General features: G+C 41.8%; 13 protein-coding genes. 4 read left to right on the forward strand and 9 right to left on the reverse strand.

The genetic code is table 11. The annotated features are described in order from the left end of the window. Window positions 1-24: 24 nt before the first annotated feature. On the reverse strand, window positions 25-2124 hold the full coding sequence (recG, locus tag ACLI1A_RS15830) for an ATP-dependent DNA helicase RecG (protein WP_411409652.1): 2100 nt from the start codon (window positions 2122-2124) through the stop codon (window positions 25-27). Window positions 2125-2296: 172 nt separating this feature from the next. On the opposite strand from recG, the gene ACLI1A_RS15835 reads away from it, so the two are divergent. Then, complete coding sequence (locus tag ACLI1A_RS15835) at window positions 2297-2671, forward strand: hypothetical protein (protein ID WP_411409653.1); 375 nt, start codon at window positions 2297-2299, stop codon at window positions 2669-2671. Between the two features lie 181 nt (window positions 2672-2852). After that, complete coding sequence (locus ACLI1A_RS15840) at window positions 2853-3995, forward strand: methionine aminotransferase (RefSeq protein WP_411409654.1); 1143 nt, start codon at window positions 2853-2855, stop codon at window positions 3993-3995. Between the two features lie 9 nt (window positions 3996-4004). Here the strand turns inward: ACLI1A_RS15840 and hutI are convergent, their stop codons facing one another. Next, on the reverse strand, window positions 4005-5240 hold the full coding sequence (gene hutI / locus ACLI1A_RS15845) for an imidazolonepropionase (RefSeq protein ID WP_411409655.1): 1236 nt from the start codon (window positions 5238-5240) through the stop codon (window positions 4005-4007). 77 nt (window positions 5241-5317) lie between these two features. Between hutI and corA the strand changes: the two genes are divergently transcribed. Together corA and ACLI1A_RS15855 are read left to right on the forward strand one after the other, a co-directional pair. Next, window positions 5318-6400: a magnesium/cobalt transporter CorA gene (gene corA, locus ACLI1A_RS15850; RefSeq protein WP_411409656.1), complete on the forward strand. Its 1083-nt coding sequence runs from the start codon at window positions 5318-5320 to the stop codon at window positions 6398-6400. Window positions 6401-6402: 2 nt separating this feature from the next. Next, window positions 6403-7110 carry a DUF1003 domain-containing protein gene (locus tag ACLI1A_RS15855; protein ID WP_411409657.1) on the forward strand — a complete coding sequence of 236 codons (708 nt, stop codon included), beginning with the start codon at window positions 6403-6405 and terminating at the stop codon, window positions 7108-7110. A gap of 54 nt (window positions 7111-7164) precedes the next feature. Here ACLI1A_RS15855 and ACLI1A_RS15860 read toward each other — a convergent pair whose 3' ends face one another. The 7 genes from ACLI1A_RS15860 to ACLI1A_RS15890 form a co-directional block, all read right to left on the reverse strand. After that, a complete protein-coding gene (locus ACLI1A_RS15860) occupies window positions 7165-7533 on the reverse strand; it encodes a hypothetical protein (RefSeq protein ID WP_411409658.1) in 369 nt (122 codons plus the stop codon). 95 nt (window positions 7534-7628) lie between these two features. Then, entirely contained in the window at window positions 7629-10103 is a 2475-nt protein-coding gene (locus ACLI1A_RS15865) for a DUF5686 family protein (RefSeq protein WP_411409659.1), read from the reverse strand. A gap of 1 nt (window position 10104) precedes the next feature. Beyond that, window positions 10105-10521, reverse strand: a complete 417-nt coding sequence (gene aroQ / locus ACLI1A_RS15870; RefSeq protein ID WP_411409660.1) for a type II 3-dehydroquinate dehydratase — start codon at window positions 10519-10521, stop codon at window positions 10105-10107. A gap of 146 nt (window positions 10522-10667) precedes the next feature. After that, window positions 10668-11201, reverse strand: coding sequence for a porin family protein (locus tag ACLI1A_RS15875; protein WP_411409661.1), 534 nt, complete (start codon window positions 11199-11201; stop codon window positions 10668-10670). Between the two features lie 34 nt (window positions 11202-11235). Beyond that, window positions 11236-11757 carry a porin family protein gene (locus ACLI1A_RS15880; protein WP_411409662.1) on the reverse strand — a complete coding sequence of 174 codons (522 nt, stop codon included), beginning with the start codon at window positions 11755-11757 and terminating at the stop codon, window positions 11236-11238. A 221-nt stretch (window positions 11758-11978) separates the two neighbouring features. After that, window positions 11979-13553 (reverse strand): T9SS type A sorting domain-containing protein, encoded by a 1575-nt coding sequence (locus ACLI1A_RS15885; RefSeq protein WP_411409663.1) that lies wholly within the window; start codon window positions 13551-13553, stop codon window positions 11979-11981. An 84-nt stretch (window positions 13554-13637) separates the two neighbouring features. Next, window positions 13638-15431, reverse strand: a complete 1794-nt coding sequence (locus tag ACLI1A_RS15890; protein WP_411409664.1) for an ABC transporter ATP-binding protein — start codon at window positions 15429-15431, stop codon at window positions 13638-13640. Window positions 15432-15436: the final 5 nt, after the last annotated feature.

Below are 15436 nucleotides of genomic sequence, written 5' to 3' on the forward strand. Positions count from 1 at the left end.
CACAGTAAGGGGAAGATGATTTGATTAACTTATATAATTCCAGATGTTCTTTTTCTTGGTAATTTCTATGTAAGCATTGCGCATGGCAGCATTTTCGGGCGCATTCATACCCGGGTCGGCCTTAAGCAGTGCAATGGCGTATTGTCGTGCCAATGAGAGTATCTCCCTGTCCTTAACCAAATCAGCTATTTGCAGGTTCAGTACACCGCTTTGCTGCGTGCCCATAATATCGCCGGGGCCGCGCAGTTTAAGGTCTACTTCCGCAATTTCAAAACCGTCGTTAGTGCGGCACATGGTTTCCATACGTATCTGGCTGTCATTGCTCAGCTTTTGCCCCGTCATTAATATACAATAGCTTTGCTCAGCACCACGGCCTACGCGCCCGCGTAACTGGTGCAGCTGGCTCAACCCGAATCGTTCGGCGCTTTCTATAACCATAACGCTTGCATTGGGTACATTTACACCAACTTCAATTACTGTAGTGGCCACCATTATATTGGTTTTACCGGCGGCAAAGCGAGCCATTTCGCTATCTTTATCTGCCGGTTTCATTTGCCCATGCACTATGCTTACGCTGTACTGCGGCAAAGGGAAATCGCGCGAAATACTCTCATAGCCGTCCATAAGGTCTTTATAGTCCATTTTTTCGCTTTCCTGAATCAACGGGTAAACAATGTACACCTGCCTTCCTTTGGCTATTTCATCTTTCAGGAATTTCCAAACCTTAAGGCGGTTGCTGTCGAACCGATGCTCAGTACGGATGGGTTTACGTCCTGGTGGTAGTTCATCTATAACTGAAACATCGAGGTCGCCATACAGGCTCATGGCCAGGGTACGCGGAATGGGTGTAGCGGTCATGACAAGAACGTGTGGTGGTATGTCGTTTTTCTTCCAAAGCTTACTGCGTTGCTCCACACCAAAACGGTGCTGCTCGTCTATAACGGCAAGGCCAAGGTTCTTAAACTTTACCTTGTCTTCCAGCAGGGCATGGGTGCCAATGATGATGTGCAACTCGCCGTTTTCCAGCGCTTCATGAATGATTTTCCGTTCTGAAGTTTTAGTTGAACCTGTGAGTAATTTAATATTTATTCCCAGTGGGTTAGCCAGTTCACTTAAACCTAAATAATGCTGGTTTGCCAATATTTCGGTAGGTGCCATAAGACAGGCCTGGAAACCGTTATCCAGTGCCAGCAGCATGCTTATAAGTGCCACTATGGTTTTGCCCGAACCTACATCACCCTGGAGTAAACGGTTCATTTGGGCGGGCTGCCCCATGTCGTTTCGTATTTCTTTAATCACCCTTTTTTGGGCATTGGTCAGCTCAAATGGGAGATGGTTGTTATAGAAATCACTGAAGTATTCGCCAACAGTAGAAAACGGATGCCCTTTTATCTTATGCTTGCGTACCAGATTTTTGGTAATCAATTGCAGCTGTATAAAAAACAACTCCTCAAACTTCAGCCTGAATTGTGCCTTAGCTAATAAATCCTGGCTTTTAGGGAAGTGAATGTTAAACAATGCATCGCGCTTGCTTAGCAGCTTCAGGTCGGAAATGAGCGGTTGTGGTAGCACCTCGCCAAAATATTGCTGCATTTCCATGAACAACTGCTGTATCATTTTTCCCACCACCTTATTGGTAACACCACGCTGGCCAAGCTTTTCGGTACTTGGGTATATGGGCTGCATGGCACTGCGGAGGCTGGCTTCGTGTTCAGCCTGTAGTTCCATTTCGGGGTGGGGCATATTGAAAACGCCGTTAAAAGCGCTCACCTTACCAAAAATTACATAAGTTGTATTCAGCTTTATGTTTTCACGTATCCACTTTTGTCCCTGAAACCATACTAGTTCCATTTCACCCGTGCCGTCTGTAAAAGTAGCTACCAGCCGGGTGCGTTTTTCGCCTAAGGTCTTCAAGTTGATAACCCTGCCCACTATCTGTACTTCGCTGCCGTTGTTGTTCAGCTCGTTAATACGGTAATAACGGGTGCGGTCTATGTAGCGGTTAGGGTACAGGTTTATAAGGTCGGCATATTTATGGATGCCCAGTTCCTTACGCAACAGCTCACCGCGTGCGGGGCCAACGCCTTTAAGGTATTCTATAGGGGTTTCGGGCAGGTTGTTCATCCAAAAATATTAGTAGGGCGAATTTAAGGATAAATGATGGTTTTTCGAAATCGTAAATTAAGCTTGGGTAGACAATCAAATTTTAACTTCCTTTAAAGTTTTCGTAATGTTAAATGCGTTTGCCGTTCGGGTTTTGCCGCATAATTTCGCGGCTGAATCATTTGAAGGAAACATGCAAACCACACATACAACTTTATTGCTTATACCCGGCGGCAGTGAACTGGCATTGCCCCAAAACAGCGGTAAATTCCGACAGGCGGTAGCATACGCGCTGCAAACCGAAACCGCCCGCGTAATTATGCTGGCAGACGACCCACTGCTGGATGATAAAGATCTGCATGCCATGCCGGGCTACAAAAATGTACTGCTCATAGAATCTGACGCCATAGCTGATGAGCAAGATGCATACACAGAAGCTCGTAAACTATTGGGTAGCGACTACCTGCCTGCTATAGCTGATTCGGGGTTTGAATTCCAGGTGGTGCAAATGGAGCGGGTAGGGGTGGCCTATGAGGATTTTGAATTTGTGGATAAATACCTTGCGTAAATAATTTGCTGTCACTTTCCATAGGAAAGCCTTGTGAACCTGCGCTTGGTACGTATAAACTTGCATTGTGTACACCGTGAAAAGCCTTTGTGCACGTTGTGGTAAAAAACAGGCAACAAAATTGGTAATATTGGTTACATTTGAGGTGAAGCGCTACGCTGCATTAACCAAAACCTGATACATGAACATACGCTCTAAGCTGCCGTACATACAATCACACATTTTCTCATACATGACGGGGCTGGCCAACCAATACGGCGCCATAAACCTGTCGCAGGGCTTCCCAAATTTTGAGCCTTCTGCCGCGCTTGAAAATTTTGTTGCACAAGCCCTCAAAGAAAACACTGCCCAGTATGCACCCATGCCGGGATTGCCATTACTTCGCGAGGAAATAGCCCGAAAAATATACAATACTTTTGAGGTTACAGTAAATCCTGATACTGAAATTACGATAGGCTGCGGTGCTACCGAAATGATATTCAATACCATTGCTGCTTTTGTTTGGCCGGGTGATGAAGTGATTATCATAGAGCCGGGTTACGATTGTTACCGCCCTGCTATAGACGTTGTAGGCGGAAAAACGGTAGTCTATCAAATGCCCGCGCCGCAGTTTAAAATAGACTGGGAGGAATTTGCGAGTTGTATTACAGGTAAAACCAAGCTTATCATTATCAGCACACCGAATAACCCTACGGGTTCGGTAATGACGGCAAATGATATGGCCGAACTAACTAAGCTGGTAAAAGGCACCGAAATTATTATACTGAGCGACGAGGTATACGAACACATGGTTTTTGACGGTGCTACCCATGAATCTCCCCTGAAATACCCAGAGCTGCGCGAACGTACCGTATCGGTATATTCGTTTGGTAAAACGCTACACACAACAGGCTGGCGGGTAGGCTATGCCATAGCGCCGCCTGAGCTCACTACCGAAATACGCAAGGTACACCAGAATAATACCTTTAGCGTGGCGCACCCATTACAAAAAGCCATAGCGTTGTATCTTAATCAAAGCGATGAATACCTGCAATTGCCTACATTTTATGAAGCCAAGCGCAACCTTTTCAGGGAGGCAATGGCAGGCTCTAAGTTTAATCTGCTACCGTGTGAAGGTTCATACTTCCAATTGGCCGATTATAGCGCTATTACTGATGAGGATGACTTTAGCTTTTGCGAAAGGCTCATTAAGGAATACGGTGTGGCAGCAATACCGGTATCGCGCCTGTATACAAGCCATAAAGACGATAAGCTGGTGCGCTTTTGCTTTGCCAAAACGGATGAAACTTTGTTGGCTGCCGCTGAAAAGCTGTATCAGTTGTAATTTCTTCTGCTAAACTTTCTTTCCGCCTATGATAACGCTGTCTATAAGATTACTGCCAAAAGCGTACGGCAATTCATAATACGAATTAAGCGGCTTAGTAATGATGATGCTGGCTTTTTTGCCGATGGTAATGCTACCATGGGTTTCGCTTAACCCCATAGCGTAAGCTCCGTTTATGGTTGCAGCGTTTATAGCCTCTTCAGGCGTCATTTTCATTTTAATGCATGCTGTAGCCACCACAAGGTTCATGTTGCCGCTTGGGGTGGTTCCGGGGTTGTAATCGGTAGCAAGGGCAAGGGGTAATCCTGCGTTAAGCATTTGCCTTGCCGGGGTATACGGTATACTAATAAAGAACGAACAAGTGGGTAGTGCTACCGGCATGGTACGGGTACCTTTCAGTGCTTCAATGTCTTCATCGGTTACAATTTCCAGGTGGTCTACGCTAAGAGCCTCATGCTTTACACAGGCGGCTATCCCTTCAATAGCAGTAAACTGGTTTACGTGTATTTTAGCTTCAAGCCCATACTGCTTTCCGGCTTCCATAATACGCTCGGTTTCTTCCACTGAAAAATATCCTGTTTCGCAAAAAGCATCAATATACTCGGCTAATCCTTCGCTTGCAATAGCAGGTAGCATTTCATTTACAATCAAGTCAATGTAGCCAGTGTGGTTTTCTTTGTATTCTTTCGGGAAAGCATGGGCACCTAAAAAAGTTGCCTTAACCGCCACGGGGTAATTTTCGCGTAGGCGCTTTATTACACGCAGCATTTTAAGTTCGCCTTCTACTGTAAGCCCGTAACCTGATTTTATCTCTATGGCTCCCGTTCCCAGTTTCATCACTTCTTCCAGGCGTTTACGGCTCTGTTCATACAGCTCATCTTCGCTTGTTTCGTTCAGCCTGTTTGCCGAATTTAGGATGCCACCGCCACGATTGGCTATTTCCTCATAGCTTAATCCGTTAATACGGTCTACAAATTCCTGCTCGCGGTTACCTGAATATACCAGATGGGTATGGCTGTCGCACCATGTGGGTAACACGGTTTTTCCGGAAGCGTCAATTACCTCTGCATCTGCTACAGCAGGGCAGTTGTCCATTGTACCAAAACCTGTTATGGTATCGGCTTCTATAAGCAGCCACGCATTTTGCAAAGAAGGTAATGCTGCCATTTCGGCACCGCTGAGTTTGTCAATATGTGTATCGCGAACCTGTAGTAATCCCTTTATGTTTGTTATGAGTATGGCCATATGTCAAAGTTTCGGTAAAAATAGTATGCCTTTTAAAAAACTCCTATATTTATACAAGAGAAAATACTACACTTTTTGTGAAAAGAATAGAATACAATAAGGTACGCAGATTACAACCCCATGTTTTTGAATATAATGGTGAGCATACAGATGAACCCGTGCATATGCAACTCTTTGTTTTTGATGAAGAGGGGTATGAAGAATATAAGGATGTGAATCTTGAAAGGGTAATTTCAGAATGTACCGACCCTAAACAGGAACATGATATAAAATGGCTTAACCTGCACGGCCTCAATAATCCTGAGCTGATTAAAAATATTACCGACTTATTAAAAGTAGAACCACTTATAATAGGTGACATACTAAATGTACACCGCAGAACACGCATAGAAGAACTGGGTGATGTGTTGTTTTTCAGCATTAAATCGGTACTTCCGGAGGAAGAGCATGATGTTGTAAAAACAGAACAAGTTAGTTTTTTGCTAAAAGGAAACACTATAATATCGTTCCAGGAAAAGCGGAGTGATTACTTCAGCCATATCCGCGAACGTATACGTACCGGTACGGGTATCGTACGGAAAAAGAAAAATGATTACCTCTTATATCTGATGCTCGATGCGATTATGGAGAATTTTTTCATTACGCTTGAAAAATATGAGGAACGCATAGCACAACTCAATGATGAAGGGCGGACTAATTGTGGCGCAAACTTTATAGAAAGGGTAGAAGCAACCAAAGATAACCTTGTATTTTTAAAACGGGCTATAACGCCTTTACGTGAAGCACTTTTAAGTCTAAAAAGCGCCCGAGAGGAAGATGAATACGAAACTATATGGAAAGGTACACGGGTATATTTTGCGAGGCTGCACCAAAAGTGCCTTGAACTATTAGACCAAATCGACTACGACCTTACGTCGCTGGATAGTGCCAGTAACTTTCATTTTGCATCGCAGGGGCAACGTATGAACGAAATTATGAAAACACTCACGGTGTTTTCGGTTATTTTCATGCCGCTTACCTTTATTGTAGGGATATACGGTATGAATTTTGTAAACATGCCCGAATTGCATACCCATAACGGCTATTACATAGTACTTTTTGTAATGGTAATTACACTGATTGTTATGGTAATTTATTTTAAAAGAAAACGCTGGTTTTAATTATGAGTTTTATTAGTGATGTATCTAAAAAAGAATTCCCGTTGGAGGAAAAAGTACCTGCTACCGCCGTACGACGCCCAATACTTGATCTTATAAAAGCTGAACACCCTGACTTTGATGACAGTTGCCATTTGGCTCTAAGTGAACTGAATGCTTACAGGGAGCGTTATATATCAGAATCGCTGGAGCAGGAGGTAGGCCAGCTCGATGACCTTGAAAAAAGGGTGGTAAAAGCTATGGCGGATAGAAAGCTGGTTAGCGACAACCCTGCTGATGAAGATGTGCAGCCACTTACATTGGGCCAGCGTGTTGCTGATAAGGTAGCCGATTTTGGGGGAAGCTGGACGTTTATTATTTCTTTTGTGGCATTCCTGGTGGTGTGGATATGTATTAATGCATTTGTTTTCCTTAACAAAGGATTCGATCCGTATCCGTTTATTTTGCTCAATCTTATACTTTCATGTGTTGCCGCTCTACAGGCTCCTGTAATTATGATGAGCCAGAACCGGCAGGAAGAAAAAGACCGTCAGCGGGCACAGAATGACTATATGGTAAACCTAAAATCAGAACTTGAAATACGGTTGTTGCATGAAAAAATAGATCATTTAATACTGCACCAGGAGAAAACCTTGATAGAAATACAAAAAGTGCAGATAGACATGATGAATGATATACTGGCACGTATGGATAAGAAAACCGAACAGCATTAAACAAAAATAGTCCCTATAAGGGACTATTTTTTATTGTGAAAGTTGTATTTCTAATTAAAAAGCAAGTAATGCTTTGTTGTACTCCCTTAGGTCAGAAAGGTTGTTTTTATGACTAAGGTCGCTGAAAAGTGAAACCAGGTACTCCAGGCTTTCCATGTTGTTTTCTGTGGTGTTAGCCTCGTCAGTAATCAGTTCTTCACCCTCTATTGGTTCGTCATCCGGAATAGGGATAAGGAAAGCACCATTTGCTTCAATGTGCTCGTATGTAAGTCGCAGGGCTTTAGTAAGCACTGGGTTGTTTTCCTCAAGCGAATATTCGCGTAGTTTTTTCAGGTCAGTAACTAAGCGTTCAGCATCAAAGCCATTTTTAAATAGGTCGACCTGAATCTTGTTAATCAGTTTCTGCGCACTCGGATGTTCCACGGTAAGTCGTTTTTGTGTTTATTTTCAAAAGTGCAAATATAGTACTTTATATAATTTTTCCCATAGCCCTTCTCTTTTTTAATGCAACTTTAGGACTATTCTAAAAAGTCGATAAACGTAAGCCCAAAAATTACGCCATCGCCACGGAAGCCTCCTTCGTATGACCGTACGTAATCAAATCGCAGCAACCGGAACTTACCCCAGCCTAAATTGTCTAGCCCCATTGTAAATTCCATATACGGATTGTGTTCAGGCGTGGCAAGATAATGTGCACCCACAACCAGGTAATATTCTAATTTATGGAAAAAAGGTATGTCGTTAGTAAAATAACCTTTAAAATTATGCTCGGCATGTGCCTCAAAATAACGGCTGTTAGTACTGTGGCTGTAATACGGCAGCAGGTTAAATACATTCAGGTAGCGTTCAGTAGGGCCTACATGGGTTTCATTTCCGTTAAAATGCCTCCAGTCCGGGAATGCTACATTACCGCTGTTAAAAAAAATACCGGTTCGAAAAGCAGTGCCCAGTTCGCCTACGTTGCCTAACGTAAGGTCGTACCTTACACGGGCGGCAAGGTGGTTGTACTCATAGTCTTTAATGGTGCTGTTAAATCCTTTTTCGTATTTCAGCCACAACTGCGGATAATCAGGGTTTGATATCGTTTCCCTTCCATCGGGACGGGTTCTGTACGTTTGCCCAAAGTTTATGCGCGCCATAACCATTGCTTTCAGCATTGTATGTTTCATAAAAGCGGGTGTATCGTAGTCCCAGGGCAGCAGCGGGTTATTAGATGTATACGGGTGATAGATGTTTTTCAGGGTACTAAAATCGGTATTATTGTATAAGGCATGACGGCGGGTGTATTCAAAACTGCTGTTAAGGTATACGCCGTTTACTATTTCTTCCTGATAATTAAGGCGTAAAAAATTATTGTCGTACAGTTTCATATAGTTGTCCCTGAAAAACAATGTACTAATACTGTTTACAATTTTATTTATAGGGTTTTCGGGGTTAAACTGCTCTATACTGCTTCCGCCGCTAAGCCGGAACGTACGTTTACTAAAGTTGTTAAACTTATGCTCTATGTGTCCGGTAGCACGAAAACGTTGTTCGGCAAACCCGTAGTTCATATCGGTGCCTATGGTTGTATACGTATTATCGTTGTATGATTTTTTAAACTCAAAACCCGGCCCCAGCCAATATGCCTGAACCGTATTAAATGCAAGGCGTCTTGCAAGGCCTATAAACGTTACATCCCAGTTTTTGTTGGTGTTATGGTAAGTGTATCCTAAAGGTATTGATGTCCATTTAAAACGATTACGCAGTACATCGATGCTGTCTTTATAGGCAGTGGTGTTGCGCAGTGTTTCAAGTTTTCCCTTTTGGATGTAGTCGTTGTATTCGTCGTTGTTTAACGGAATCGGGCGGTTGTTGTCCCAAAAATCAACAGTTTGTGCGTTGCTGTTAGCATCAAACTTTTGTATTTCCGGCCCGAAGGTTTTCTTGCCGAATTCAGGTGCAAAGTTGTAGTTGCTGTATACATAGCTCATGGTACCTTGTGCCCTTACCGAAAGCAGGCTAAGATCAAAAAGTACTATCTGTCCGTTTTTACTCCAAAGTTTTTCCTGTTCATTATACCCAAAAACCTGGTGTATTGTAAATGTATTCAGCAGGGGTTGTTTTATGGTACTGCCTTTCAGGGTAAGGTCTGTGGCATATATTTCGCCTGTGGTACCCACTATATAAATAAAGCCATCAACAGTAGGGGCGGTGTCTGTTTTTGAACTGGTTTGAATTTTGTAAATAAGATCGTTGTTTTCGGTATAAAAAATTCCTTCAGTGCTGTAGCGGTAATAATTCGGGGCATTATCAGCCAGGGGTGAAATTACGTTTACTTCAAACGGCAAGTAATTTTGGTAGAAATCAAACCAGGCAACATCGGCATTATTGTAGCTTACACCATTGTCTTCTCCGCTAATGCGGCTGGCTATTACCTCTTCGTATAAATTATTTGGGGCTTTAAACTTTAGCTTGCTTATAGTTTCGCTCAGGTATATAATACCGTTACCGCTGGTATCTATAGACGCGCCCAAGTTGCCTATTTTCTGTCCTAATAATTTATCGGGTACGTTGTTAACCCGCAGTGTTCCTTTAGAATAAAAGTCTGCTTCAAATGCCGATACCTTTTCAGCATTAGCTTTGCGCTGTTGTATGGCCAGGTTTATAATACTGTCGGCAATCTGATTTTTCCGTTCTTCAGGTAAAGAGGCAGCGTGGTAATTATCGGTATCCATTACTACATCAAAGTTGTAAGGGATTGAAGTAGCATTTATTGCTACTTCTTTTATTCTATACCCAATACTACGGAATACCAGCCTGTATTTTCCTTTTTTAGCTATGGGTAGTATATAACCGCCGTTTTCATTAGCCAGGGTAGTGGTATAGGTATTTTGAACACTTATCGATACAAATGGTAATACTTTGCCGGTTTTGTCAGTTACTGTTCCGGTAATTTGTGCATGCGTAGCGAGGCTGATAAAAAAGAGTAATACAGCAATTTTTTTCTTCATGTTATAACAGGAACGACTGCAGAGCCAGTTCGTAGCTTTCTAGCCCGAAACCTATAATAACCCCTGCTGAAACCGGCGACAGGTACGACTGATGCCTAAAGCTTTCACGTGAAAAAGTGTTGCTTATGTGCACCTCTATAACAGCGGTAGTTACCGCCTTTACAGCATCGGCTATGCCTATTGAAGTGTGCGTATAAGCACCCGCATTCAGTATAATACCGTCATAGCTAAATCCGGTTTCCTGTATTTTGGTAATCAGTTCGCCTTCAATATTGCTTTGATAATAATGCAGCTCAGTGCCGGGGTACTTTTGTTGCAGGGTATCAAAATAATCTTCAAAGGTGCTGCTGCCGTATACTTCAGGTTCGCGCTTGCCCAGCAGGTTAAGGTTAGGGCCGTTAATAATTATTATTTTCATCTTTATGTGTTTGCTTTTTGGTAATAGTAAAGATAATTAACCGAAGAATTTTCTGTAGTTGTCCTACAGAAAAATTTAACAATTAAAACCACAAAAAAACCGGCGGGATATAAGCCTGCCGGTTTTCAAAGTGTTGATGCTTCTTTTTAAAAGAAGTTATAACCTAAAGACAACTGGAAAACGGCGTTTTTAACGTCTCCGCTAACTTCATCATCATTAATGTTATTAAGGCCAATAGTGTAACGTGCTTGTGCAAACAAGCCTGCTACAATTTTAGCTTCTACACCACCTGCAAGGCCTATGTCTGTGCTTTTTGCTTTAAAGTCTTCAGTATCTTTTGTAAGGAACGAAAACTGAGGTCCGGCAACAAGGCTTATTCTATCGGGAATTATGTAAAACTTAGCCAGTACAGGTACCTGAACATAGTCAAGCTTAATATCTTCACCGCCATCTATTTTAGCACCTTGCGAAGAATATAGTGCCTCACCCTGTATAGAAAAAGTAGGTACAAGGCTTAGTTCCAGTACAGCACCTGCGTGCCAGCTGGTAACACTTTTCGTATCGGCATCACCATTAAAATTTGCAAAGTTAGCTCCGGCTTTAATACCGAAATCTACTCCCTGAGCCTGTGCAGTGTAGGTGCCTAGCACCATTATAGCTGCAATAAATAGTTTTTTCATAATTTAGAATAGTCTAGGTTAAATATTGCTTTTTTTAAAACATTATGCCTACTGACGCCTGAACAACAGCGTTTTTAATATCTGTATTGCCCGATACATTCTTGGTTCCGCTTACATAGCGGGCCTGAAGGAAAATTGTATCTGTTGCAAAAAACTCTATACCGGCTGCTAATGAAAAGTCGAATGTTTCGCTGTTATAAGGTTTAAAATTGTCGCTTTCATTTATCAGCATCCCAAACTGTGGACCGGCCTGTATGTTAAAGCCAGAGGTTGGGTATATTTTTACCATAAGGGGTACATTAAAATACCCAAGTTTTATTTTTTCGTCGTCTACTTTAGCTCCCTGTACTGAGTACAATAACTCCGGTTGTAAGCTAATGTGCTTGCCAAAATGATTTTCATATAAAGCACCTACATGGTAGCTTGTTAGTACATTAAAGTGGTCTGAACTGTCTCCCCTGAAATTAGCGAAGTTAAATCCTACCTTGGCTCCAAACTGAGCATGGGCGGCCATGGAGAATACCACTGCGGCCATTGTAATAAGAACTTTTTTCATCTGTCTGTATTGGTTTACCTCGCAAAAGTAGAGAAAAGGAGTGTTAAAAGCAGAAACTTTAAAACGGATTTAACCACCATTGTTAATTTTTACAGAAAATTAATAATGGGAAAGTGTTTCAAGAAGGTGAATAAAATAAGGTAAGTTTTTGTTAGCAAATAGTTTTGGCAATTATAAAATGAAAAGGCTCCCATCAAGAGGGAGCCATTCAGATTTGGAATTTAATTAGCAGTTTTAATTAATTTGATTGTGGGTAAACCGTCCGTTTTTAAAAAATAGTTGCCTGGGGGCAGTGCAGAAACATCCAGCGGCTGGCCTGCGGACAGGCTGAAGCTGCTTATGTTTTGCCCAAGTACATTGATGATATCTCCTTTTATATCTGTGGTAACCCCGCTAAAGTACACCTTATCGGTTGCAGGGTTAGGGTAGATATAAATGCCTTTATCCTGAATCTTATCTACTGTAGCCGTAGTATCAGGGCTTAGTTTTGTAAAATAAGGGTAATATTCTTCGGTTTGTTGTGGGTCATAGGAAAAGGTGTCTGCCGTTATCGGCCCTAATGCCATTCCCGAAAGATATATGCTTCCGTCATTACTTATGCTTGCTCCATCAAAGCGAGAGTAAAATGACGGTATTGTTTTAGCAAACTGTACAACTCCATCAGCATTATATTTTAAAATAGAGGCGTCATAAGTAAAGGCGCCTGTGGTGCTTGTAACTCCGTTGCCCCAGTCTATATCGAAACGGCTACGTCCGGATATATATACATTACCTGCTTCATCTTTAGATAAATAGTTTCGGTTACCTAAAGTAAAAGAACCTCCTGCCGGAACTTCTTTAATCCACTGGTATTCGCCATTACTGTTTAGTTTAGCGAGGAAGAAATCTTCCATACCATAAGGAGAACCGGGTACAATTATGTCGTCAAAAGCGGTTTCTCCCCACAGAAAAGAAGCAAAGTATATTTCATTTGTACCCGTCACTATAACATGAGGTTCGGGGCAGGTAACATCTTGTACATATTTTACCCACTGAAAGGTTCCTGAGGCATTATATTTTACCAGATAAAGGTTGTATTGAAATTCAGTTCCATGTACTTCGCCTGCAAAGGTAGCTTCATTATCGGCACAGGCACCTGTTGCGTAGATATTTCCTTCGTTATCTGTTGCCAGGTATGCTATACGAGTTGTGTGTTCCTGTTCAATGGTTTTTATAACCGAACCGTCTTCAGTCGAAATTTGTTCAATAAACGCCTTATAAAAATCAGAATAACCTATATAAAGGTTATCATTGCTGTCTATAGTTATGGCATTGAAGTCGGCAACTTCATTGTAGGTATTGTTGCCGTAGTCTATTGGTGTAAAAGCCCTGTACCATATAATGTTTCCTTCAGCGCTGAACTTGGCAAACAGCCATAGTTCTCCTTGTTCTACTGTAGATATTGCTATGTTGTCTACGCTAATTTCATTTACATAACTAAGAGATATGTAGATATTTCCATTGCTGTCGGTTACCATATTATGCGGCTGAACATGACCGGTTATGGTTTTAGAAAACAGTAATTCTCCATCGGCATTATATTTGTCTAACGATAAATTGCCCATTATACTGCTATAAATGAAAGGAGTGTCTTTAAATCCTATCACAATGGCATTGCCCTGGTTATCTACAGCTGTAGAATAGCCTATCATTTCAGGATTGTAAGGCATACTAACTGCCGGTGTTTTAAGCCACTGGAATTGCTGTGCAAAACCTATTAACGGCATTAGCGAGAGTAAGAGTATTATTTTTTTCATAAGCATTTTTATACCAAATATACTTTTTACCTGTAACCACTTTAGCGTAAAACAGGTAAAAAGTATATTTGGGTTAGTATATGCTTATTTCAATTGAGAATTTGAATCTTCCTCATTTTCAGTTACAAACTGAGAGAAGTACAGGTTACGGTAGTAGCCTTCACTGCGGTTTATAAGTTCGTAGTGTGTGCCTTCTTCTACTATAAGCCCTTTGTCCATAACAATAATTTTGTCTGCGTTTACTATAGTGGCCAGCCTGTGTGCTATCACTATAGAAGTACGCCCTTTGGTTATGGCTTCGGTAGCTACCCGTATCATTTCTTCCGAATGCGTGTCAATGCTCGATGTGGCTTCATCCAGTATCAGTATCGACGGATTACTTACATAAGCCCTAAGGAAGGCAATAAGCTGTCGCTGGCCCGATGAAAGCATTACGCCACGCTCTTTTACGTTGTATTCATACCCGCCCGGCAGGCTCATTATAAAATCGTGTACGCCTATGGCTTTTGCTGCTGCCACAACCTGTTCTTCAGTAATATCAGGATTGTTCAGGGTTATGTTATTGTATATGGTGTCTGCAAACAATACCACATCCTGAAGTACCACAGCTATTTGTTTACGCAGGCTACTTAGTGTAAAATCGTTAATATCAGTACCGTCTATCGTAATGGTACCGCTGTCTATTTCGTAAAAACGGTTCAGCAGGTTAATAATGGTACTTTTACCTGCACCGGTAGATCCTACAATAGCCACGGTTTGCCCGGCCTGTGCTGTAAGGTTAATGCCGCGTATCACTTCTTCACCCGCCAGGTAGCTAAAACGTACATCTTTAAACAACAGGTTTCCGTTAAAGTGCGGCGCCACAAGCGTGCCTTCTTTTTGCGTATTGTTTGTAATGTCAAGCAGTTCAAAGACACGGTCTGATGCTACGATACCCATTTGCATTTCATTAAACTTATCGGCTATTTGCCTCAGTGGGTTAAACAGCATTGGTATGTACATTATGTAGGCAAAAAGGTCGCCGGCTGTAGTAAAAGACCCTTCACCTACCATATCCAGTCCGCCATACCATATTATAAAGCCCAGTGTAAGCGATGAAATAATATCAGCAATAGGGAAGAAGATGGAGTTGTACAATATGTTCAGCTTCCAGGCATCATTGTGTTTCTTATTAATCAGTTTAAACTTTTGATATTCTATCTTCTCGCGGTTAAACAGCTGTACTATTTTCATGCCGGTAACACGTTCCTGAACAAAGGTGTTCAGGTTAGCTACCTGTGCACGCACTTCTTCAAATGCGCCTTTCATCTTCTTCTGGAATATACGTGTGGCATATACCAGTATAGGCATGGCAATAAGAACTACAGAAGCCAGTTTCCAGTTAATCCAGTACAGGAAACCAAGTATTACAATCATTTTCAGCAGGTCGCTGATAATCATAAACAACCCCTGACTGAATATTTTGGCTATTGATTCTATATCAAATACGGTACGGGTTACCAGTCTGCCTACAGCTTCATTATCAAAAAACTTCATACGGAAGCGGGTAATGTGGGCAAAAAGTTTTTCGCGTATGTCCTTTACAATATCCTGTCCCAGCCAGTTTGCCCAGTACACAAAATAGAATGAAGAAGCTACTTCTATAATAAGCGAAATTCCCATTATCGCTACAAAAAGCATAAGGCCGTTCATGTCTTTTTGCTTAAAGTGGTTATCTATGGTATATTTAAGCAAATAAGGACGAAGAGCCGCAAAAATGGATAGCGTAATCGAAAAGATGATTACCCAAATGAAGCGGCTACGATAAGGTTTTGCAAAACGCATCACTTTTGCAAGTGAGGCGGTATTTTTATTTCGGTTTTTTGTATTCTCTTTCATAAGGT

The organism is Flavobacterium sp. RHBU_3, assembly GCF_046613565.1.
Lineage (GTDB): Bacteria > Bacteroidota > Bacteroidia > Flavobacteriales > Flavobacteriaceae > Flavobacterium.